The organism is Acidovorax sp. sif1233 (assembly GCF_019218755.1).
Taxonomy (GTDB): Bacteria; Pseudomonadota; Gammaproteobacteria; order Burkholderiales; family Burkholderiaceae_C; genus Acidovorax.
Genome location: NZ_JAHUWZ010000003.1, coordinates 366,929 through 386,955 on the forward strand (window position 1 = coordinate 366,929; position 20,027 = coordinate 386,955).

Here is a 20,027-nt window from a genome sequence, read left to right on the forward strand (position 1 = left end):
CCACCAGCGGAAGTCCGCCAAGGCCCGGCGCGGGCGGCTCGATCGGCCCTGCACAAAACCCCTAGCGGAAACCAGGCAGCGGCTTCAGGCGGGCCGCACTGCCCGGCTGCTGGCGGTTCCCGCCGGCTTGCGCGCGGTGCGGCCGGCCCGGCGATCCGCCCCCGCCAGTTCCTTGTCGTTCAATACGTACTGCGGGTTGTTGGTGAGGCGTTCCACGGCCAGGTCGATGAACGCCCGGGCGCGCGCAGGCTGCGACGTCCTGCTGCCGAAGTACACAAAGTAGCTGGCGAAATCGGGCATGTGGTCGCGCAGGACGGGGACCAGCTGCCCCGAACGGATATAGGGCGCCGCGGTCACGCCCGCCAGCTGCCCCAGGACCTTGCCCGCCAGCACGGCCTGCAGCTCGAAGACTTCGTCATTGCTGCAGATGGCGGGCACGACCGGCTGGTCCACGGTCTGCTCCCCCAGCTTCACATGCCAGGGGGCGACCTTGCCCGTGCCGGGGTGGCGGAAAGCGCTGCAGCGGTGGGCGGCCAGGGCCGCCAGCGAGTCCGGCACGCCAAAGCGCTGCAAATACGCCGGTGCTCCGCAAATGACCATCTGCAACGGGAACAGCTTGCGGGCGATGACCCCTTCATGCGGCGAGGCGCCCAGGCGAAAGCCAACGTCCACCCGGTCCTCGACCCAGTTGCCCACCCGGTCGTCCAGGAGCACGTCGGGCTGGATGCCGGGGTGCCGTTCACAGAACTCCTCCACCAGGCGCCAGAGGATGGGCTGAAAAGCCGTGCGAGGGCCGGCTATGCGCAAGGGCCCGGCGAATTCGTCCCTGGCCGTCCGCGCGTTTTGCAGGGCGCGCTGCACGCCCAGCAACGCGGGCTGCACGTCCTCCAGCAGGCGCTGCCCTGCATCGGTCAGCGACATCACCCGCGTCGTGCGATGGAACAGCCTCGCGTCCAGGTGTTCCTCCAGTTGCGCCAGCGCCTTGCTCGCCGCCTGCGGGCTGATGTCGAGCGCGTGTGCCGCCTTGCGCAGGCTGCCCAGCTCCGCGGCCTTGATGAAGGTGGATACGGAGCGGAGTTCGTTGATGGCCATGGCTGCTTCCTCCTGCCGGCATTGTCTCCATTTGGATGCGAATCCAGCAACCTATTTACCACTATCCGGATGTGAGTCCAGTTCCTAGACTTCGCCCCATCGTCCCCCGCGGAAACCCACCTTGCAACACCTCACCTTGAACAATGGCGTCCAGATGCCCGTCCTGGGCTTCGGTGTCTTCCAGATTCCCGATGCGCAGGAATGCGAACGCTGCGTGATCGACGCCATCCAGGCCGGCTACCGCTTGATCGACACCGCGGCGTCCTACCTGAACGAGGAAGCGGTCGGCAAGGGCCTGAAGGCCAGCGGCGTGGCGCGGGCCCAGCTTTTCGTGACGACCAAGCTCTGGGTTCAGGACGCCGGCTACGAGCGCACACAGCGGGCCATCGACACATCGCTGCGCCGCCTGCAGGTGGACTATCTGGACCTCTACCTCATCCACCAGCCATTCGGCGACGTGCATGGCGCCTGGCGCGCAATGGAGGAAGCCTGCCGCGCGGGCAAGCTGCGTGCCATCGGCGTCAGCAATTTCCACCCCGACCGACTGATGGACATCCAGGCGTTCAACCAGATCGCACCGGCCGTCAACCAGGTGGAGGTGAACCCGTTCCTGCAGCAGATCGAGAGCGCCGCCTTCATGCGGGAAATCGGCGTGCAGGCCCAGGCCTGGGCACCGTTTGCGGAAGGGCGCAACAACCTGTTCGAGAACGAGGTGCTCACCGACATCGGCAGGCGCCACGGCAAATCCGTGGGCCAGGTCGTGCTGCGCTGGCTGGCCCAGCGCGGCATCGCCACCCTGGCCAAGTCGGTGCGCAGGGAACGCATGGCGGAGAACATCGCCATCCTCGACTTCGAGCTCGATGCCGCGGACATGGCGCGCATTGCCACGCTCGACACCCGCACCAGCAGTTTCTTCTCCCACCGCGATCCCGCCATCGTCCAGTGGATGGCCGGGCGCAAGCTCGACCTCTGAGCCATGCGCATGAAGACACTGCTTTGCCTCGCCCTGTGCGGCGCAGCCACCGTGGCGAGCGCGCAGCGGCCCGGACCGGAAAGCGCCGCGCCCGCCGTTGCCGTCCGCACGGCCGCGCCGTCGCCCGCCGCGACCGGGGCGCCGGAGACCTTCACGGGCACCGTCGAGATCAGCACGCCGTTTCAGGCGCTGCCGCCGGGAAAGGCCGGCGGCGCAACGGTGCGTTTCGAGGCCCGGGCCCGCACGGCCTGGCACACCCATCCCCTGGGACAGACGCTCGTGGTCACGGCCGGCCTGGGCCTGGTGCAGCAGGCGGGGCAACCGGCCCAGTGGATCCGCCCCGGCGACGTGGTCGGCATCCCCGCCAACGTGCGCCACTGGCACGGCGCGGGCCCCGGCGGCCCCATGGCCCATGTCGCCATCGCCGAAAAGGAAGACGGCACCTCGGTGGCCTGGAAAGACAAGGTCAGCGATCAGGACTACGAGGCCGCCCTGGCCAGCGCGGGCCTGGCCGCGGCGGCTCCCGCCGCGATGCCGGCTGGACACGCCGGCCAGCACATCGTGCCCCCGCGGGCAGCGGCGCATGCACAGCCCGCCAGCGAAGTCCTGTCGGCCAGGCAGCAGGCCATCCCCCTGATGGCGTCCTTTGCGGCGGCCAGCAACATGCCCCGGCTCAACACGGCCTTGAACCAGGGGCTGGATGCGGGCATGACGGTCAGCGAGGCCAAGGAAGTTCTGGTGCAGCTTTACGCCTATGCGGGGTTCCCCAAGAGCCTCAACGCGCTTGGCGAACTGATGAAGGTCGTGCAGGAACGCAGGCAGCGCGGCATCCAGGACGCACCGGGCCGCGAACCCGGACGCCGCATCGCCACCGGCGATGAACTGGTGGCGGCCGGCAAGGCGAACCAGACCGCGATCTCCGGCGGGCCGGTGCAGGGCCCGCTGTTCGACTTCGCGCCCGTCATCAACCAGTTCCTGCAGGCCCACTTGTTCGGCGACATCTTCGAGCGCGACAACCTCGACTGGCAAAGCCGCGAACTGGCCACGGTCGGCGCGCTCGCCGCCATGCCGGGCGTGGAGGCCCAGTTGCGCTCGCACCTGCGGGCCAGCCTGCGCGTGGGCCCGAGTGCCACGCAGCTGCGGCAACTGGTGCAGGTGCTGGCAGAACAGGGCGATCCAGATGCCGCCCATCGCGCCCAAGACGCGCTCACGCAGGCGGTTGCCGCCGCATCGAAAGGTTGAACATGGACACCCACCGAATCCTGCGGGCCGCCGCCCTTGCCCTGCCGGCGCTCATCACCGGCTGCGCAACCCCTCCTCCCCAGGGCACCGGCAACGTCCCTGGTCCGCTGGTGATCCAGGCCCAGGGGAGCTTCGCCGTCGGCGGGACCGTGCAGAAAACCCCCGGAAACTACGACAACAACAAGCCGGGCGCTTCGGGCCAGAGTTTCCACGGCGACCACCTCTATGCCTTCTACCAGGTGCCGCAGAACCCGAAGGCATTGCCCATCGTGATGCTGCATGGCGCCTTCCAGTCCGCGCGCAGCTGGGAAACCACGGCGGACGGGCGCGAGGGCTTTCAGACCTTGTTCCTGCGCCGTGGCTTTCCGGTCTACGTGGTGGACCAGCCGCGCCGTGGCCGGGCCGGCAGCAGCACGGTCGCGGCAACGATCGAGCCGGCACCCAACGACCAGCTGTTCTTCGACCAGTTCCGGATGGGCAAGTGGCCGAACTACTTCGGCAATGTCCAGTTCGACCGCAAGCCGGAGACGCTGGAGCAGTTCTTCCGCTCAGTCACGCCCAACACCGGCCCCTACGACGCCGGCGTGGTAGCAGACGCCCTGTCGGCGCTGTTCACCAAAATCGGCCCGGCGATCCTGTTCACGCATTCGCAAGCCGGCGGCCCCGGCTGGCTGGCGGCAATCAAGAACCCGAACGTCAAGGCGATCGTCGCTTTCGAGCCGGGCAGCGGCTTCATCTTTCCGCGGGGCGAGTTGCCCCCGGCCATGCCCAGTGCGGCCGGGACGCTGTCGCCCGAGGCGGTACCGATGCCGGACTTCCTGAAGCTCACCCGGCTCCCGATCACCATCTACTACGGCGACAACTTCCCGGTCGAGCCCACCCCGGAGCGCGGCCAGGACAACTGGCGCGTGCGGCTGGCCATGGCCCGGCTGTGGGTCGACGCCGTCAACAGGCACGGCGGCGACGCCCGGCTGGTGCACCTTCCGGAGATTGGAGTGCGCGGCAACACGCACTTCCTGATGTCCGACTTGAACAACCTGCAGATCGCGCAGCTGGTGTCGCAGTTTCTGGCCCACAAGAAGCTGGACTGATGTACCCGGCCGCGCCATACCGCGCAGGCAGACCACAAAAATGATTGGAGCTTGAATGAAACACGAAGCCGTCAATGAAAAGCGCCGCGAGTTCCTTGGGACCTCGGCCCTTGCCATCTCAGCCGCCGCCATCGGTGTTCCCGCCATGGCCACACCCACCTCCGCTGTCGCCGCTGGTGGCGGCAGCAAGAATCCCTTCACGCTGGTCTATGCCAGCGCGATCACGAAGAACGAGCCGGGCAAGGTCCACATCCGCCCGGTGAAGTACAAGCTCAACGGCCTGGACATCGTCGCCAACGTCTACACCCCGGCGAACCACGATCCCAAGAAAAAATACCCCGCGATCGTCGTGGCGCACCCGAACGGCGGCGTGAAGGAGCAGGTCGCCGGCCTGTATGCCCAGCACCTGGCGGAGCAGGGCTACATCACGATCGCGATGGACGCGGCGTATCAGGGCGGCAGCGGCGGCCAGCCACGCAGCACGGACAAGCCGCAATTTCGCACGGAGGACATTCACGGTGCGGCCGACTTCATCACCCGCTATCCAGGTGTCGATGCGGCGCGCCTGGGACTGCTCGGCATTTGTGGTGGCGGCGGCTATGCGCTGTCGGCAGCGAAGTCAGACAAGCGCTTCAAGACGCTGGCGACGCTCAGCATGTTCAACTCCGGACGGGTCCGCCGCAACGGGTTTTCCGACTCCCAGCTGGATACGATCCAGAAGCGCTTGAAGGACGCGTCGGATGCGCGCGCCCAGGAGAAGGCGGGAGGCAAGGTTCTCTATTCGGGCGATGCCGACATGACGGATGCGCAGATTGCGGCGTTGCCATTCGAGATGTACCGGCAGGGCTACGAATACTACTGGCGCACCCATGCGCATCCGGGCTCCACGTTCAAATACACCACGAGCAGCTTGATGGACCTGATGCGCTGGGATGCCACCGAGGAGATCGAACTGATCCAGCAACCGCTGCTGATGATCGCGGGCAGCAAGGCTGACAGCTTGTACATGACCGAAGATGCGTTCGCCAAGGCCACGGGCGCGAAGGACAAGGAACTGTTCAAGATCGAAGGCGCCACGCACATCGAGACCTACTGGGTGCCCCAGTATGTGGAAGCCGCGATGGGCCAGCTGATTCCGTTCTACGCCAGGACCTTGTGATCCGGAAAGAACCCCGTCTTCACGGCGCTTCCACCCGATTGCGCCCTGACGCCTTGGCCCGGTACAGCCCGCCATCCGCCGCCTCGATCAGTTGCCGCTCGCACCCCTGCGCGTAAGGCCCTGCCATCGTGGCGGCTCCCACGCTCACCGTGACGCAGCCCCACGAGCTGCCGCTGTGCGCGATGGCCAGCGCCTCGATCCGCTCCCGCACGACCTCCGCCACAATGCGCGCGCCCTGAAGATCCGTGCCGGGAAGAATGATCGCCAGTTCTTCCCCGCCGTAGCGCGCCACGAGGTCACCGGGGCGTTTGGCGTACTGCACCAGGCATTTCGACACCGCCTGCAGGCAGGCATCGCCCGCCACATGGCCGTAGGTGTCGTTGAAACCCTTGAAGTAGTCGATATCGATGAGCAGCAGGGACAGCGGCGTCCCCTGCCGGCTCGCGCGGCGGCACTCCATGTTCAGGGTTTCGTCGAAGCAGCGGCGATTGGCCAGGCCCGTGAGCTGGTCTTGCGCGGCCAGCGCCTCCAGCTTCTGGTTCACCCGCATCAGATCCTCGCGCGCAGCCACGAGGGAGGCCTCGGCGCGGGTCCGGCGGCGGATGTCGAGCAGCAGCCGCCAGCCGATGACCGCGATGCCCAGGAGCAAGGCACCGACGACGGCCGCAGTGAGCAGCGCCTGATGCCGCCAGCCGGACAGGGCTTCTTCCTTGCCCACCGCCACGGTGGTGACCACGGGATACCGGTCGCTCTTGCGAAAGGCGTACAGCCGCTGCGTTCCGTCGATGCCGGACTTGAACGAGGCCGTGCCCGACACGGCGCCGGAGTAGACGCGCTGGAAATTGGCCGATTTGGAGAAGTCGCGGCCCAGGTCCTGCTCGCGGTAGGGATAGCGAACGAGCATCTGCCCGCCCGTGGTCGACAGCCCGATGGCGCCTTGGTCGCCCACGTCGATCTTGCCGAACAGCTCCAGAAAGCTCTTGATGCCCAGGCTCACCACCACCACGCCGCCAAAGCGCCTGTCCTTGTCCTCGAAGCGCTGGCTGATGGTGATGACCCAGTCGCCGGTGGAGCGGCTCCGGATGGCCGGCCCGATGAAGGGCTCGCGCGACGCGCTGTCGCGGTGGTGGGCAAAGAAGGCCCTGTCCGTGCTGTTGGCCTGGGCCGGCAAGCGCCCGGCCGAAGACATGAGCCAGTCGCCGGTGGCGCCATAGATGACGATGCCATTGAGCTGGGTCAGCAAATGTTCCTGCTGGTCGATCAGCCGCTGCAGGCGCTGCATGTGCTGGGGGCCGGTGCCCTCTTCCTCCAGCCGCTCCACGATGCCCAGCAGCAGCATGGCGCTTTGCGTGATGACGCCTTCGGTGTAGGTGTTGAGGGTCTGCGCCAGGTTGAGGTTCTGGGTGTCGATTTCGGCCAGCGAGCGCTCCCGCGCCGACCACATCTGCCAGGCGGTGGCGGCAGCCACCGAGAGGTACACAACGGTCAGCAGCAGCACTGCCAGGCGAACATCACGCTTCATCGATTCATTTCCACCCACCAGCACACCCAGCAAACGTCAGGACAGATCGGCGGCCTGGCTGGCCTCTACCCCTCTGCGGACCATACTAAGTGATTGGTGGTGGCTTTGCTACTGGGATGAAACCCCACCTTTCAAAGACCCGCCGCGCGGGCGGTGGCGTGCGTGCGTGCCTGGGCTTGCGCGCCTTCAGGGGCGCCGCGCGGCCTCGCGCACCATCAGCCAGTACGTGCGGCCAGAGACCGGTTCCACGCACTCCACCGTGCGCGTGAACCCCAGGCGCCGGTAGAACGGCAGGCTGAGCGGGTTGAAGGTTTCCAGAAAGCAGAGGGCGCGCGCCAGGTCTGCGCGGGCCAGCGTCAGCCGCAGCAGTCCCTGCGCCAGCCCCTGGCCCTGCGCAGCAGGGCGCACGCCCAGGATGGACAGGTACCACGCACCCCGCAGGTCGCCGGGCACCTGCTCCTCCATGGCGGCGGCGATGCGCACATAGTTGGCGAAACCTGTGGGCCCGAGCAGCCGGGAAAGCCCCTGGGTGCGGCGCTCGCCGTGCAGGGCCTGCGCGCTGGCCGTGGCCTCCTAGGTCAGCCAGAGGGCGGCGCCGTCGGCGCCCGACACATGCACCTCGCCCACGGCGCGGGCCTCGTCCAAGGCCAGCGCGAAGTAGTGGGCCAGCACACGGTGCCGCAGGGCGGGGTCGGCCGCGTGGTCGATGGTGACGGCCTGATAGAACGCATCGTCCCGCAGCGCTTCGGCCAGGGCGCCGCACACGGGAGCAAAGGGTTCCAGTGCGCCGCTCGCGGGTGGCTGCGCCGGCGTGGCATGGGGTTGCATGGGCCTCCAGGGAGCGCTATTGCAGGTTCTGCAGCGCGTAGACGAACGCGGCGTCGCCCAGGAACTCCACCATGCGCGGGTGGTAGGCATTGTGAAACGCCTTCATGTCGGCATTGTCGGCATAGAACAGCACGGTGCCCACATAAGCGTCGCGCGACGGCACGTAAAAACGCGCGACGATGGAAAAGTGCTTTTCCATCAGGGCCTGGATGGCCTCGGATTCAGGGGCGTGCGCATCGATCAGCGGTCCCAGCTCCTGGTAGAACGCAGCGAAGTCGGCATGCACCTGGGGCTTGTCCACGTGCGCCCAGTCGTTGGTGGCCGCCAGGGATTGCTCCTGCTCAGCCCGCTGCGCGGCGCGGCATTGGTCGAGGTATTCGGGGGTGGTCTGCTGCAGGCCCATGGTGTTCGTTTTTTTCTTGTCTTGAAGAGGCGGGTCGGTCAACACGGCGTGCATCGCCGGCCCGCAAACCGCCAGGGGGAGCGCGGACTATAGCGGGGCGGACTGCCACCACGCTGTCCAGCGCATTTTTCTGCGGGCTACGCGGATGGCGGCCGGGACTTGCCGAGCACGGGCCGCGCGCCGCCAGGCCAGCACCTCAGCCCAGGGGGTCGGATGCGCTCGCCCGGTCTGCGCCGGGCACCACCCGCTGCGCTGGCGGCGAACCCGCCAGGCTTTGTGCAGGCCGGCGCAGGGTGGCGTCAAAGGGGTTGATCCGGGGCCCGATGGCAGCCGCCTCGCGCTTGAGCAGCTCCACCACCGTGGGCATGCGGTCGGCGTTCAGGCGGTCGGCGATGGTGCCCACGCTCAGCGCCGCCACGGCGCGGCCTTCGCGGTCGCAGATGGGCACGGCAACCCCGGCCATGCCTTCGAGCAGGCCGGTGTTGCGGCCTGCGTAGCCCTGATGGCGCACGCGCTCGATCTCGGTACGCAAATACACCTCGTCGTACACGCCGTACTCGCGCACGCGGGACAGGTTGAAGCGGATGACCTCTTCGCGCTCGGCCTCGGGCAGGAACGCGAGGATGGCCAGCGCGCCCTGCCCCACCCCCAGGGCCACGCGGCCACCGATGTCGCCGGTGAACGAGCGGATCGGGAAAGGCCCCTCGCTGCGGTCCAGGCAGATGGCGTCGAAGCCGCTGCGCGCCAGCAAAAAGATGCTGTCGCCCAGGCTGCCGCACAGCCGCAGCAGCGCCGGGCGGCACAGGCTGCGCAGGTCGCCCGGGTTGCCGGCGCGGGCCGCCAGCGCGAAGAAGTCCATGCTCAGCCGGTAGAGCTTGCTGCGCTCGTCCTGCTCGACCATGCCTTCTGCCACCAGCGATTGCAGCAAACGGTGCGTGGTGCCCTGCGTGAGACCGATGGCACGCGCCAATTGGGTGACCCGGCCACCCTCGGCCTGCACGGCCACCAGGGCGCGGATGAGGGCAAAGACCCGGGGTACGCCGCCCGTGCCTGCGGTTGCTGCTTCCATGCATCGCTCCTGCGGAATAGATGGGCTTCATTCTACCTATCACATTCCAATTATCGGAATAATTTAAAGAAAAATTCTGATTAATGGAATACCCGGTGCGATCTGGTTCGGTTGTTGCAATAGAGTGAACTGAAAACGCCAAGGCTCTCCATCCTGAACGGCCCCATGCACCACGGCGGTGCAGCAGTGGCAAGCCACCTTGTTCAGCAGAGGCAGCCCGGCACAAAGACATCCATGCGCGCGCCGCTCGGAGCACGCGCATGGCAGGAAACCGGAATCCGAAGAAAGGCCCCCATGTCCTTCCTGAAGCTCAGTGATGTGACCAAGTTCTACGGCAGCACCTGCGCGGTGCAGTCCATGAACCTCACGGTGGAAAAAGGCGAATTCGTCTCCCTGCTCGGCCCCTCGGGCTGCGGCAAGACCACCACCTTGCAGATGGTGGCGGGCTTCGAGGCGGTGAGCAGCGGCCGCATCCAGCTGGACGGGCGCGACATCACCCACGCCAAGGCCAACACGCGCGGGCTGGGCATCGTGTTCCAGAGCTATGCGCTTTTTCCGCACATGACGGTGGCCGACAACGTGAGCTTTGGCCTGGAGATGCGCAAGGTGCCCAAGGCCGAGCGCAAGGACCGCGTGGCCCAGGCCCTGGGCCTCGTGCACCTGGAGGCGCACGCCACGCGCTACCCGCGCGAACTGTCGGGCGGCCAGCGCCAGCGCGTGGCCCTGGCGCGCGCACTCGTCATCGAACCGCCGGTGCTGCTGCTGGACGAGCCCCTGTCCAACCTGGACGCCAAGCTGCGCGAGGAGATGCAGTTCGAGCTGCGCCAGATCCAGCGCAAGGTGGGCACCACCACGGTGATGGTCACGCACGACCAGAGCGAGGCCATGTCCATCAGCGACCGCGTGGTGGTGATGGAGGCCGGCCGCGCCACGCAGATCGACCACCCGCACCGCGTGTACGAACACCCGCGCACCCGCTTCATCTCCACCTTCGTCGGCAAGGCCAACCTGGTGCCCGGCAAGGTGACCTCGGCCAACAACACGCACACCCACGTGGGCGCGGGGCCCATCGAGGTGCGGGTGGACGGCGCGCAGTTTCGCCCCGGCGCGGCCGTGCTGCTGAGCGTGCGGCCCGAAAAACTGCAGCTGGTGCCTGCGGTGCAGGGCCGCATCGGCGGCGAGGTGCGCGAACGCTTCTTTCTGGGCAGCCAGTGGCTGTACCGCGTGGACACCCCCATGGGCGACCTGATGGTGCTGGCGCCCAACGACGGCCGCAACGCGCTGGACGAAGGCGACCGCACCGGCCTGGACTGGCCCGACCACTGCATGCGCCTGCTGCCCGCCGATGAAGCCGCAACGGCAGGCGCCGAGGCCGAGGCCACGCCATGACAGCCGTCCCATCGACCCTGTCCGCAGCGCCCCACCCGCTGCTGGGCAAGAAGGCCATGCCCTGGTGGCTGTCCGGCCCGGCGCTGCTGCTGTTCACCGTGCTGCTGCTGGTGCCGTTGGCGCTCACGGCGGTGCTGTCTTTCAACGCGTTCGACCCGGCCACGGGGGTGAAGGCGGGCGAGTTCACGCTGGAGCACTACCGCCATGTGTTTGCCGATTCGTACTACCACGCGATCTTCTGGCGCACGTTCTGGATCGCCGGGCTGGTCACGCTGATCTGCGTGGCCATCGGCGCGCCAGAGGCCTATGTGCTCAGCCGCATGCGCAACCCGTGGCGCTCCATCCTGCTGCTGGTGGTGCTGGCGCCCTTGCTGGTGTCGGTGGTGGTGCGGGCCTTTGGCTGGAGCATGCTGCTCGGCCCCGAGGGGCTGGTGAACGCTGCCTTCGGCCTGGTGGGCATCGGCCCGGTGAAGATGCTCTACACCGAGATCGCCGTGGTGGTGGCGCTGGTGCACGTGATGCTGCCCTTCATGGTGATCCCCGTGTGGACATCGCTGCAGAAGCTGGACCCGGGCGTGGAAAACGCCGCGCTGTCGCTGCGGGCCTCGCCCTTCACCACCTTGCAGCGCATCGTGCTGCCGCAGGTGCTGCCGGGCATCTTGTCGGGCAGCCTGATCGTGTTCGGCCTGGCCGCCAGCTCGTTCGCCATTCCCGGCCTGCTGGGCGGGCGGCGGCTGAAGATGGTGGCCACGGTGGTGTACGACGAGTACCTGCACGAGCTGAACTGGCCGCTGGGCGCCGCCATTGCGCTGACCTTGCTGGTGGCCAACCTGGTGGTGATGCTGAGCTACAACCGCCTGGTTGAAGGCCGCTATAAGAAATCTCTCGGGTAAGTATGACCACCCCCACGCTCCATCACTTCGTGTATTCGCTGCCCCCCAAGGGGGCGCAGGCCTCCCTTGGGGCGGCCCGGCGGGAGTCCTGATCCATGCAAAAAAACGGCCCCATCGCCCTCGCGTTCAACGCGCTCGTCATCGCCTTCATGCTGGCCCCGCTTCTGGTGGTTTGCATCGTCGCCTTCACGCCGCACAACACGCTCACGCTGCCCACCACCGAGTTCTCGCTGCGCTGGTTCAAGGCGGTGTTCGACCACCCGGACTTCATGCAGTCGTTCTGGAACAGCCTGTGGCTGGCCCTGGCGTCGGCCACGCTGGCGACAGTGCTGGCAGTGCCCGCGGGCATTGCGATCACGCGCTACGACTTTCCCGGGCGCGGCTTTCTCAACGGCCTGTTTTTGTCGCCATTGATCATTCCGCACCTGGTGCTGGGCGTGGCCCTGCTGCGCCTGTTCGCGCTGATCGGCGGCACGGGCAGCTTTGGTTGGCTGGTGGTGGCGCACGCGCTCATCGTCACGCCGTACACGCTGCGCCTGGTGGTGGCGGCGCTGGTGGGGTTCGACCGCAGCGCGGAGCACGCAGCCCTGTCGCTGGGCGCCAGCCAGGCCACGGTGTTCACGCGCATCACGCTGCCCATGATTCTGCCGGGCGTGACGGGCGGGTGGATGCTGGCCTTCATCAACAGCTTTGACGAAGTGACCATGTCGATCTTCGTCACCTCGCCCAGCACGGTGACGCTGCCGGTGCGGATGTACATGTACGCCACCGAATCCATCGACCCGCTGATGGCGGCCGTGTCGGCGCTGATGGTGGCCGTGACGGCGTGCGCCATGGTGCTGCTGGACCGTGTGTATGGACTGGACCGCGTCCTCGTGGGCCGGAAGTAGATGAGCACCGAAAACATGAGTTCCAGCCCTGCCTTGCTGCACCGCGTGGCCGAGAAGAGCCGTGCGCCCGTGCACTTCACCATCAACGGCCAATCCGCCACCGCTCTTCAGGGCGATACGGTGCTGACGGCCATCCTCACGCAACATGCGCAACTGCGCCGCAACGAATTCAGCCACGAGCCGCGCGCAGGCTTCTGTTTGATGGGTGCCTGCCAGGACTGCTGGGTGCTGATCGACAGCGGCGAGCGCCTGCGCGCCTGCAGCACCTTCATCACCCCCGGCATGGCGTTGCGCACCGAAGCCGCCGACGCGGCCACCTTTGCCAGAGGGGGCCAGCCATGACGACGGCGCCTGCTTTGCAACCTGTGATCGTGGGCGCAGGCCCGGCCGGCATCCGCGCCGCGCAGACGCTGGCGGCCCACGGCGTGCGGCCGGTGCTGATCGACGAAGCCGCGCGCGGCGGCGGGCAGATCTACCGCCGCCCGCCTGCCCACTTCAAGCGCACCCCCGCCACGCTGTACGGCACCGAGGCCGCGCGTGCCACCGCATTGCACGGCACGCTGGACGGCCTGCACGCACAGATCGACTACCAGCCCGACAGCCTGGTGTGGAACGCACAGGGCGGCCTGCTGGATGTGCTGCACGGCCCCACGCAGACCACGCGCACCGTGCCCTACGGCCAGCTCATCGTGGCCAGCGGCGCCACCGACCGCGTGCTGCCCGTGCCGGGCTGGACGCTGCCGGGCGTCTACACGCTGGGCGGCGCACAGGTGGCGCTCAAGTTCCAGGGCTGCGCCATCGGCAGCCGGGTGGTGCTGATGGGCACGGGCCCGCTGCTGTACCTGGTGGCCTACCAGTACGCCAAGGCGGGCGCCGTGGTCGCTGCGGTGCTCGACACCGCGCGCTTTGCCGACCAGCTGGCCGCCGTGCCCGCCATGCTCACGCAGCCTGCGGTGTTCGCCAAGGGCGTCTACTACGTGGGCTGGCTGCGCGCGCACGGCGTGCCCATCCACAGCGGCATCCGCCCCGTGCGCGTGCTGGGCGACGGCCGCGTGGCGGGCGTGGTGTGGGCCGATGGTGCCGGGCGCGAACACACGCTCAGCTGCGACGCCGTGGGTTTTGGCTACGCGCTGCGCTCCGAAACACAACTGGCCGACCTGCTGGGCTGCCGCTTTGCCTGGGCACCGATGCACCGCGCCCACCTGCCCGAGCGCGATGCCGCGGGCCGCAGCAGCGTGCGAGGCGTGTACCTGGCGGGCGACGGCGCGGGCATCCTGGGCGCCGACGCGGCCGAGTGGGCCGGCGAGCTGGCCGCGCTGGCGCTGCTGCAGGACCACGGGACGGCCGTGGATGCGGCGCGCATGCAGGCGCTGCAGGGGCAGCTTCACCGCCTGATGCGGTTTCGCCAGGGGCTGGAACGCGCCTTTCCCTTCCCCACCGACTGGGCCGCGCAAGCGCCCGATGCGCTGGTGGTGTGCCGCTGCGAGAACATCACGGCGGGCGAGCTGCGCGCCTGCGTGCGCGAGACCGGTGCCGACGAGATGAACCGACTGAAGGCGCTCACCCGCGTGGGCATGGGCCGCTGCCAGGGCCGCAGCTGCGGCGTGGCCGCGGCCGAGATCCTGGCGCAGGCCACCGGCCAGCCCGTGGAGCGGGTGGGCCGGCTGCGCGGACAGGCGCCGATCAAGCCGATACCGATCCACCTGCAGGCACGGCAGGCCACCGACGCGGGAGCCAGCGCATGAACAGCAGCACGCCTCGGACCGTCAAGACCGACGTCGCCATCGTGGGCGGCGGCATCGTGGGTGCATCGGCCGCGCTGGCCCTGCGCCGCCAGGGCGTCGATGTCGTGCTGCTCGAGCGCGATCGCTGCGGCTCGCGCTCGAGCGGCGTGAACTACGGCGGTGTGCGCCGCCAGGGGCGACCCCTGAGCCAGTTGCCCCTGGCGCAGCGCGCCCACCAGATCTGGGCGCGCCTGCCCGAACTGATCGGCACCGATGGCGAGTACGCCCGCACCGGGCATTTCAAGATCGCGCGCAGCGAGGCGGACATGGCCGCGCTGGAGCACTACGCCCACCAGAGCCGGGACTTCGACCTGGGCATCGAGCTGATCAGCGGCGAGCGCCTGCGGGCGCAGTGCCCCTGGCTGGGCGGCAAGGCGGTGGGCGGCTCGCTGTGCGTGGACGATGGGCAGGCCAACCCGCGCCTGGTGTCGCCCGCGTTCGCGCTGGCAGCCCAACGCGCCGGCGCGCAGATCTTCGAGCGCTCGCCGCTCACACGCATCGAACACGACGGCCGGCAGTTGTTCACGCTGCACTCGGACACGGCACTGGAGGTCAGTGCCCCGGTGGTGCTCAACTGCGCGGGTGCCTGGGCCGGTGCGATGGCGGAGCAGTTTGGCGAACCGGTGCCGCTGCGCTCCGGCCACCCCGCGATGATGGTCACCGAGCCCCTGCCCTATTTCATGCAATGGAGCCTGGGCGTGGAAGGCGGCGGCATCTACTGCCGGCAGGTGGCGCGCGGCAATCTGGTGCTGGGCGGCGGGTCGGGCTTCTGGCTCGACGGCGACCGCGCGCGCTCGGAGCGCAGCGCCATCGCGTCGCTCACCGTGCAGGCGGTCGAGCTGCTGCCTGCGCTGACGCACGCGCACTTCATCCGCACCTGGAGCGGCACCGAGGGCTACCTGCCCGACCGCCAGCCCGTGCTGTGCAAGAGCCGCACCACGCCCGGCCTGATCCATGGCTTCGGCTTTGCGGGCGCGGGCTTTCAGATCGGCCCCGCCGTGGGCGAAGTGCTGGCCGAACTGGCGCGCGACGGGCACACCAGCACGCCGATCGACGCGTTTTCCCTGGCTCGCTTTGACACGCCGCCAGCGCCCGCCGCGGGCGCCACGCCCACAACAACCACAGCGCAGGCCCATTGAGCCCGCCGACCTCTCCCCACCCCCTCCCACCCGAAAGGCAATCACCATGAACTTCGCTTTCCGCCCGAACGTTTCCCTGCGCCGCGGCCTGCTGGCTGCGGCCGCTGCCACGGCCCTGGCCGCCAGCGGCGCAGCCGTGGCACAGACCCCCAAGACGCTGTACATCGGCATGAACGGCGGCACCATGGAGAAGGCGTACACCCAGTACGTGTTCCCGGCGTTCGAGAAGCTGCACGGCGTGAAGGTCGTGGTGGTGCCGGGCACGTCCTCGGACATATTGGCCAAGGCCCAGGCCAACAAGGACAAGCCGCAGATGCACGTGATGTTCCTCGATGACGGCATCATGGTGCGCGCCATGGGCATGGGCCTGTGCGAGAAGCAGCGCCCCAACCCGCACCTGAACGACATCTACCCCGCGGCGCGCTTCAAGGACGACCTGGCCAGCGGCGTGAGCCTGGGCATGACCGGCATCGCCTACAACACCAAGATGTTCACCGAAAAGGGCTGGGCCGCGCCCACCTCGTGGATGGACTTTGCGGACCCCAAGTACAAGGGCAAGGTGGTGTTCCAGTCCATGCCGTCGTCGTCGTTCGGGCTGCACGGCTTCCTGATGTTCAACCGCATCCAGGGCGGCAACGACAAGAACGTGGAACCGGGCTTCAACAACTGGGCCAAGACCATCGGCCCCAATGTGCTCGAATACATCCCGAGCTCGGCCAAGATCTCCGAGATGGTGCAGACCGGCGAGGCCGCGCTGTTCCCGCTCACGCCCACGGCCGTGGCCGCGCTCAAGTCCAAGGGCATTCCCGTGGAATACGCACAGCCCAAGGAGGGCTCGGTGGTGCTGATGACCGGCCAGTGCGTGATCGCCAGGAACAGCGAGCCCGAGCTGGCGCAGAAGCTGGCCGAGTTCCTGCTGAGCCCGCTGGCGCAGGCCAACGTGCTGCAGTTCGGCGCGCAGATCCCCACCAACCCCAAGGCCCCGGCCGTGGGCGAAGGCGCGGCGCAAGTGGCGCAGATCAGCCAGTGGATGAAGAACGCCGTGACGCTGGACTGGGACAGCGTGAACGCCAACCGCCCGGCCTGGAACACGCGCTGGAACAAGACCATCGAGCGCTGAACCTTCGCGGCCCCCCACACCGGCGGGCCGTTTGTGACAAATGTCACCGGCCCCGCCACGCCTTGCGGCGGCGGGTGGCACAAACCGCTTCTTCGAATTCAGAATCCGGCGCCTGGACACGCCAATCATTCATTCGAAGAAGAGGGACCCCCATGAAACGCTGGATCAAATGGACCGCCGGCGGCGCGCTGCTGCTGAGCGCCATCGTTGCCGCCACGGCGGCCAGCGGCCTGTATCTGGCCGAGCAAAAGCGCAACCGCTACATCGACATCAAGCCCCGGCCCGTGGCCTACACCACCGATGCGCAGACCATCGAGCGCGGGCGCTACCTGTATGCATCGCGCGGCTGCACCGACTGCCACGGCGCGCAGGGCACGGGCCGCGAATTCGTCAACGACGGCAAGGGCACGCGCATCATCGGGCCCAACATCACGCCCGCCGGCGTGGTGGCGCGCTACCAGCCCGAGGACTGGAACAGCGTGATCCGCCATGGCGTGAAGCCCAACGGCCGCCCCGTGCTGGTGATGCCCAGCGAGGACTACAACCGCTTCACCAACGACGACCTGAATGCCCTGGTGTCGTATGTGCGCCAGCTCAAGCCCCAGGAGGGCACGCAGGCGGTGGTGGAGCTGCCCCGCCCCGCCTGGGTGCTGTACGGCCTGGGCGCCATCCCCGACGCGGCGGCGCGCATCGACCACCAGCTCGCTCCGTCACGCCCCGTGCCAGCCGGCGTGACACTGGCCAACGGCCAGTACGTGGCCAACATGTGCATCGGCTGCCACGGCGCCACGCTGGAGGGCGGCAAGATTCCGGGCGGACCGCCCGACTGGCCCGCTGCCGCCGACATCCGCCCCGGCGCCGACAGCGCCCTGGCGCGCTACCCCACGGCGGCGAGCTTCGTCGCCATGCTGCGCACCGGCAAACGGCCGGACGGCACGCCCATCCAGGTCATGCCGTTCGAGTCGCTGGGCCAGCTCAGCGATGTGGATGCACAGGCGCTCTACCTGTACCTCAATGCCCCCGCCGGGAGCGTGAAGGTGGACAACGTGGGCGCGCCGGCCGCGGGCAACAAGAGCAGCGTCAACACCATTCCCTCGGGACCGGGCGGCCTGAAGCTGCCGGGCTGAGGAAGCGAAGGGCCGGCACGGCCCACGGGGCGCCGGCCTGCCCGCTGGCCCGCCATCCGGTGGACCACCCGCCGTGGTGGCGGGTCAGCTGCCGGGGTGCAGGTGGGCGCCGCCCGCGGGCGCCTGGCTGTACGAACCCATGGGGCCTCCCGGGGGCGCGGCGGGCGGGGCGCGGCGCACGCGCGGCACCACGCTGAGCTGCACGGTGTCGAGCACCGGGCCGGGCGCCACGTTCAGGGCCTTGCGCGGCAGGTCCACCAGCTGCTCCGCATGCCATACGCGGACCTGGGCGGCACCTTCGGGCACGGCGGGAAAGCGGGCAATGCCGTCGCCGTCGGTCTTGAGGGCCCAGGCCGAATCGGTCACGAACACATGGCCGCGCATGGAGCCGTGCAGATGGCAGCCCAGCAGCACCACGCCGGGCGTGTCGAGCTTCACGTCGGCGAAGTTGGAGGGCTTGCCATCGGTCTTGCCCGCCAGGCGCAGCTCGAAGCCGGGGTTGGTGCCGCCCGGCGCCGCGGCGGCCGCGACCGTGGCGGGGTTGCCGCGCACATGGTGGTCCCACCGGTCCTGGTTGGTGAAGCGCACGGTGGTGCCGGGGGCCACCACCGTCAAGGCGGGCACGAAGCGCATCTTCTCCTGTTCGATGGTGGGGCTGGCCTGCAGCAGGCTCGGGGGCGTGCCGGCCGTGGCGCCGGGGTACACCACCACCACCGCATCGGGCACGGGCCGGCCCTCGCGGTCCAGCACCTGGATTTGAACATTTCCGGCGCTAGCGCTTACCCATAAAGCGCTGATAGCTATCAAAATAATAGTATTTTTCATCATGGCGTCAGTGGATGGTGATCACGTCCCGGTGCATGGGTGCGAGCAGGGCCAGCAACCGGTTTTGCTGGGCGAAGGGTATGCCCTGGGCATCCATGGCGCTTTGCAGCACCTCCACGAGGGCATTGAAGTGGCCCTTGTGGATGTCCATGTCGGCATGGGCCGATTTCATGTCAGCGCCTTCATATTTGCAAGGCCCCCCGCTGAGCTGGCAGACCTGGTCGGTCAGGCTTTCCTTGAGGGCCTGGGGCTTCGCCTCCTTGAAGTGGCCGCCGATGCGCGGGTCTCTCACGACACGGTCCACGAAGTCGTCCATGAGGCGGGTGATGCCGGGCTTTTCGCCCAGCGCCTGGTACAGGCCCGCGGGCGCCGCCGGGGAGGTGGCCGGGGCAGGCTGCGACAGGGCAGCTGGAGCCCACAGGCAGGCGGCGGCCAGGGCCAGGGCAGTGAGGGTGTTGCGCTTGATCGTCATGGGGGTCTCCGAAGCGGGCTCAGAAAGTGACCTGGGCCGACAGGTAGTAGCCCGTCTGGCGGCGGTTGTTGGTGATGCCCGGCACGATGCGCCCCAGGTCCACATACGCCAGCGTGAGCGACACGTTCTTGGTGGGTGCCCAGGCGATGAAGATGTCCTTCCAGTCGTCCTCGCGCAGCGCGGCGCCCAGGCCGGCCGCCGCCCCCAGCGCCTGCAGGTTGTTGGGCTTGAAGCGGTACTCGGCGCCGACCGCCAGGTTCTTGCTCAGCAGGTAGACCATCGAGAACTCGAGCTGCAGGCTGCGGCTGTTCCTGCCCGGCGCGGCCGAGCCAAAGCCCAGCAGGCCGTTCTGGTTGGCATTGGTGTAGCGCAGGGTGCCGTTGACGAGCAGGCTCTGCGCCAGCAGCAGCTTGGTGGCGCTCACATACACATCGGTGCCGCTGGTTCTTGTACCGAGGAAGTCGAGCACCGACCGGATGGAGCCCGCGTGCGTGCGCTTGTGCTCCAGGCCCACGGCGATCTGCGGCATGAGGCTGTCGGCATCCAGCACGGCATCGCCCGCCACCTTCACCTTGATGCCCACCACATCCATCCGGATGTGCTGGCCGGGCGCCACGCCAAAGGGCGCGATGCCGTTGAGCGCCAGCGCAGGCGAGGCATCAAGATCCTGCCGGGCCAGCGACAGCTCCACCCGGTCGTGCAGGCCCAGCGCCACGCCATAGCCCGTAAGGCCGTAGTCCTGCGTGGCCGCCCGCGTGGCGTAGCCGCTGAAGCCGGTCTCGCCCGCCGTGGCGTTCGTGCCGATCACGGCCCAGGGCGTGAGCCCGCCGCCGGCCGACCCGCCGATGCTGCTGACGCCGCCGGTGAGCAGCAGCTTGCCCGTCCCGGCCTGGGCCAGCCCGGCGGCGCCCATCGCCAGTGCCGCGAGCAGCGTGCAGTGAAGCCTGTATTCCATCGTGATCTCTCCCAAAGGGCGGTGTCGCGGTTGTAAGTGGATGTTGCTCCCAAC

At 68.4% G+C, this 20,027-nt stretch carries 21 protein-coding genes; 12 read left to right on the forward strand and 9 right to left on the reverse strand.

Translation table 11 applies throughout. From position 1 onward, the window contains the following. Positions 1-84 precede the first annotated feature (84 nt). Positions 85-1,092 (reverse strand): LysR family transcriptional regulator, encoded by a 1,008-nt coding sequence (locus KW843_RS13385; protein WP_218295625.1) that lies wholly within the window; start codon positions 1,090-1,092, stop codon positions 85-87. A 121-nt stretch (positions 1,093-1,213) separates the two neighbouring features. Between KW843_RS13385 and KW843_RS13390 the strand changes: the two genes are divergently transcribed. The 4 genes from KW843_RS13390 to KW843_RS13405 are packed head-to-tail and all read left to right on the forward strand — an operon-like array spanning position 1,214 to position 5,557. Continuing rightward, on the forward strand, positions 1,214-2,065 hold the full coding sequence (locus KW843_RS13390) for an aldo/keto reductase (RefSeq protein ID WP_255591097.1): 852 nt from the start codon (positions 1,214-1,216) through the stop codon (positions 2,063-2,065). A 9-nt stretch (positions 2,066-2,074) separates the two neighbouring features. Further along, a complete protein-coding gene (locus KW843_RS13395; RefSeq protein WP_218295626.1) occupies positions 2,075-3,307 on the forward strand; it encodes a carboxymuconolactone decarboxylase family protein in 1,233 nt (410 codons plus the stop codon). 2 nt (positions 3,308-3,309) lie between these two features. Next, positions 3,310-4,398: an alpha/beta fold hydrolase gene (locus KW843_RS13400; protein ID WP_218295627.1), complete on the forward strand. Its 1,089-nt coding sequence runs from the start codon at positions 3,310-3,312 to the stop codon at positions 4,396-4,398. 55 nt (positions 4,399-4,453) lie between these two features. Then, positions 4,454-5,557 (forward strand): alpha/beta hydrolase, encoded by a 1,104-nt coding sequence (locus tag KW843_RS13405; RefSeq protein WP_218295628.1) that lies wholly within the window; start codon positions 4,454-4,456, stop codon positions 5,555-5,557. Positions 5,558-5,576: 19 nt separating this feature from the next. On the opposite strand, the gene KW843_RS13410 is transcribed toward KW843_RS13405, so the two are convergent. The 5 genes from KW843_RS13410 to KW843_RS13430 form a co-directional block, all read right to left on the reverse strand. Next, complete coding sequence (locus tag KW843_RS13410) at positions 5,577-7,079, reverse strand: diguanylate cyclase (RefSeq protein ID WP_218295629.1); 1,503 nt, start codon at positions 7,077-7,079, stop codon at positions 5,577-5,579. Between the two features lie 186 nt (positions 7,080-7,265). Then, the gene (locus KW843_RS13415) at positions 7,266-7,562 is read right to left on the reverse strand and encodes a GNAT family N-acetyltransferase (RefSeq protein ID WP_218295630.1); all 297 of its coding nucleotides are present in this window, start codon (positions 7,560-7,562) and stop codon (positions 7,266-7,268) included. Between the two features lie 90 nt (positions 7,563-7,652). Beyond that, positions 7,653-7,907, reverse strand: coding sequence for a hypothetical protein (locus tag KW843_RS13420; protein ID WP_218295842.1), 255 nt, complete (start codon positions 7,905-7,907; stop codon positions 7,653-7,655). A 16-nt stretch (positions 7,908-7,923) separates the two neighbouring features. Further along, on the reverse strand, positions 7,924-8,352 hold the full coding sequence (locus tag KW843_RS13425) for a TipAS antibiotic-recognition domain-containing protein (RefSeq protein WP_255594729.1): 429 nt from the start codon (positions 8,350-8,352) through the stop codon (positions 7,924-7,926). 154 nt (positions 8,353-8,506) lie between these two features. Then, positions 8,507-9,379: an IclR family transcriptional regulator gene (locus tag KW843_RS13430; RefSeq protein WP_218295631.1), complete on the reverse strand. Its 873-nt coding sequence runs from the start codon at positions 9,377-9,379 to the stop codon at positions 8,507-8,509. 294 nt (positions 9,380-9,673) lie between these two features. Between KW843_RS13430 and KW843_RS13435 the strand changes: the two genes are divergently transcribed. From KW843_RS13435 to KW843_RS13470, 8 genes are all read left to right on the forward strand, one after another. Next, entirely contained in the window at positions 9,674-10,768 is a 1,095-nt protein-coding gene (locus KW843_RS13435) for an ABC transporter ATP-binding protein (RefSeq protein ID WP_218295632.1), read from the forward strand. Continuing rightward, the gene (locus tag KW843_RS13440; protein ID WP_218295633.1) at positions 10,765-11,661 is read left to right on the forward strand and encodes an ABC transporter permease; all 897 of its coding nucleotides are present in this window, start codon (positions 10,765-10,767) and stop codon (positions 11,659-11,661) included. The genes KW843_RS13435 and KW843_RS13440 overlap by 4 nt, the downstream gene beginning before the upstream one ends. A gap of 95 nt (positions 11,662-11,756) precedes the next feature. Continuing rightward, positions 11,757-12,551, forward strand: a complete 795-nt coding sequence (locus KW843_RS13445) for an ABC transporter permease (protein ID WP_218295634.1) — start codon at positions 11,757-11,759, stop codon at positions 12,549-12,551. 15 nt (positions 12,552-12,566) lie between these two features. Continuing rightward, positions 12,567-12,893 (forward strand): (2Fe-2S)-binding protein, encoded by a 327-nt coding sequence (locus KW843_RS13450; protein WP_255594730.1) that lies wholly within the window; start codon positions 12,567-12,569, stop codon positions 12,891-12,893. Next, positions 12,890-14,296 carry an NAD(P)/FAD-dependent oxidoreductase gene (locus KW843_RS13455; protein WP_218295636.1) on the forward strand — a complete coding sequence of 469 codons (1,407 nt, stop codon included), beginning with the start codon at positions 12,890-12,892 and terminating at the stop codon, positions 14,294-14,296. Before KW843_RS13450 ends, KW843_RS13455 begins: the two co-directional genes overlap by 4 nt. After that, positions 14,293-15,474, forward strand: coding sequence for an FAD-binding oxidoreductase (locus KW843_RS13460; protein WP_218295637.1), 1,182 nt, complete (start codon positions 14,293-14,295; stop codon positions 15,472-15,474). Before KW843_RS13455 ends, KW843_RS13460 begins: the two co-directional genes overlap by 4 nt. Before the next feature lie 46 nt (positions 15,475-15,520). Beyond that, positions 15,521-16,594 carry an ABC transporter substrate-binding protein gene (locus KW843_RS13465; protein ID WP_218295638.1) on the forward strand — a complete coding sequence of 358 codons (1,074 nt, stop codon included), beginning with the start codon at positions 15,521-15,523 and terminating at the stop codon, positions 16,592-16,594. Positions 16,595-16,746: 152 nt separating this feature from the next. After that, the gene (locus tag KW843_RS13470; protein WP_218295639.1) at positions 16,747-17,721 is read left to right on the forward strand and encodes a c-type cytochrome; all 975 of its coding nucleotides are present in this window, start codon (positions 16,747-16,749) and stop codon (positions 17,719-17,721) included. A gap of 84 nt (positions 17,722-17,805) precedes the next feature. Here the strand turns inward: KW843_RS13470 and KW843_RS13475 are convergent, their stop codons facing one another. From KW843_RS13475 to KW843_RS13485, 3 genes are read right to left on the reverse strand one after another with little or no spacing between them, the layout of a single operon-like run. After that, complete coding sequence (locus KW843_RS13475; protein ID WP_369643029.1) at positions 17,806-18,549, reverse strand: plastocyanin; 744 nt, start codon at positions 18,547-18,549, stop codon at positions 17,806-17,808. A 4-nt stretch (positions 18,550-18,553) separates the two neighbouring features. Continuing rightward, the gene (locus KW843_RS13480) at positions 18,554-19,018 is read right to left on the reverse strand and encodes a group 1 truncated hemoglobin (protein ID WP_218295640.1); all 465 of its coding nucleotides are present in this window, start codon (positions 19,016-19,018) and stop codon (positions 18,554-18,556) included. Positions 19,019-19,037: 19 nt separating this feature from the next. Beyond that, entirely contained in the window at positions 19,038-19,973 is a 936-nt protein-coding gene (locus KW843_RS13485) for a DUF3034 family protein (protein ID WP_218295641.1), read from the reverse strand. Positions 19,974-20,027: the final 54 nt, after the last annotated feature.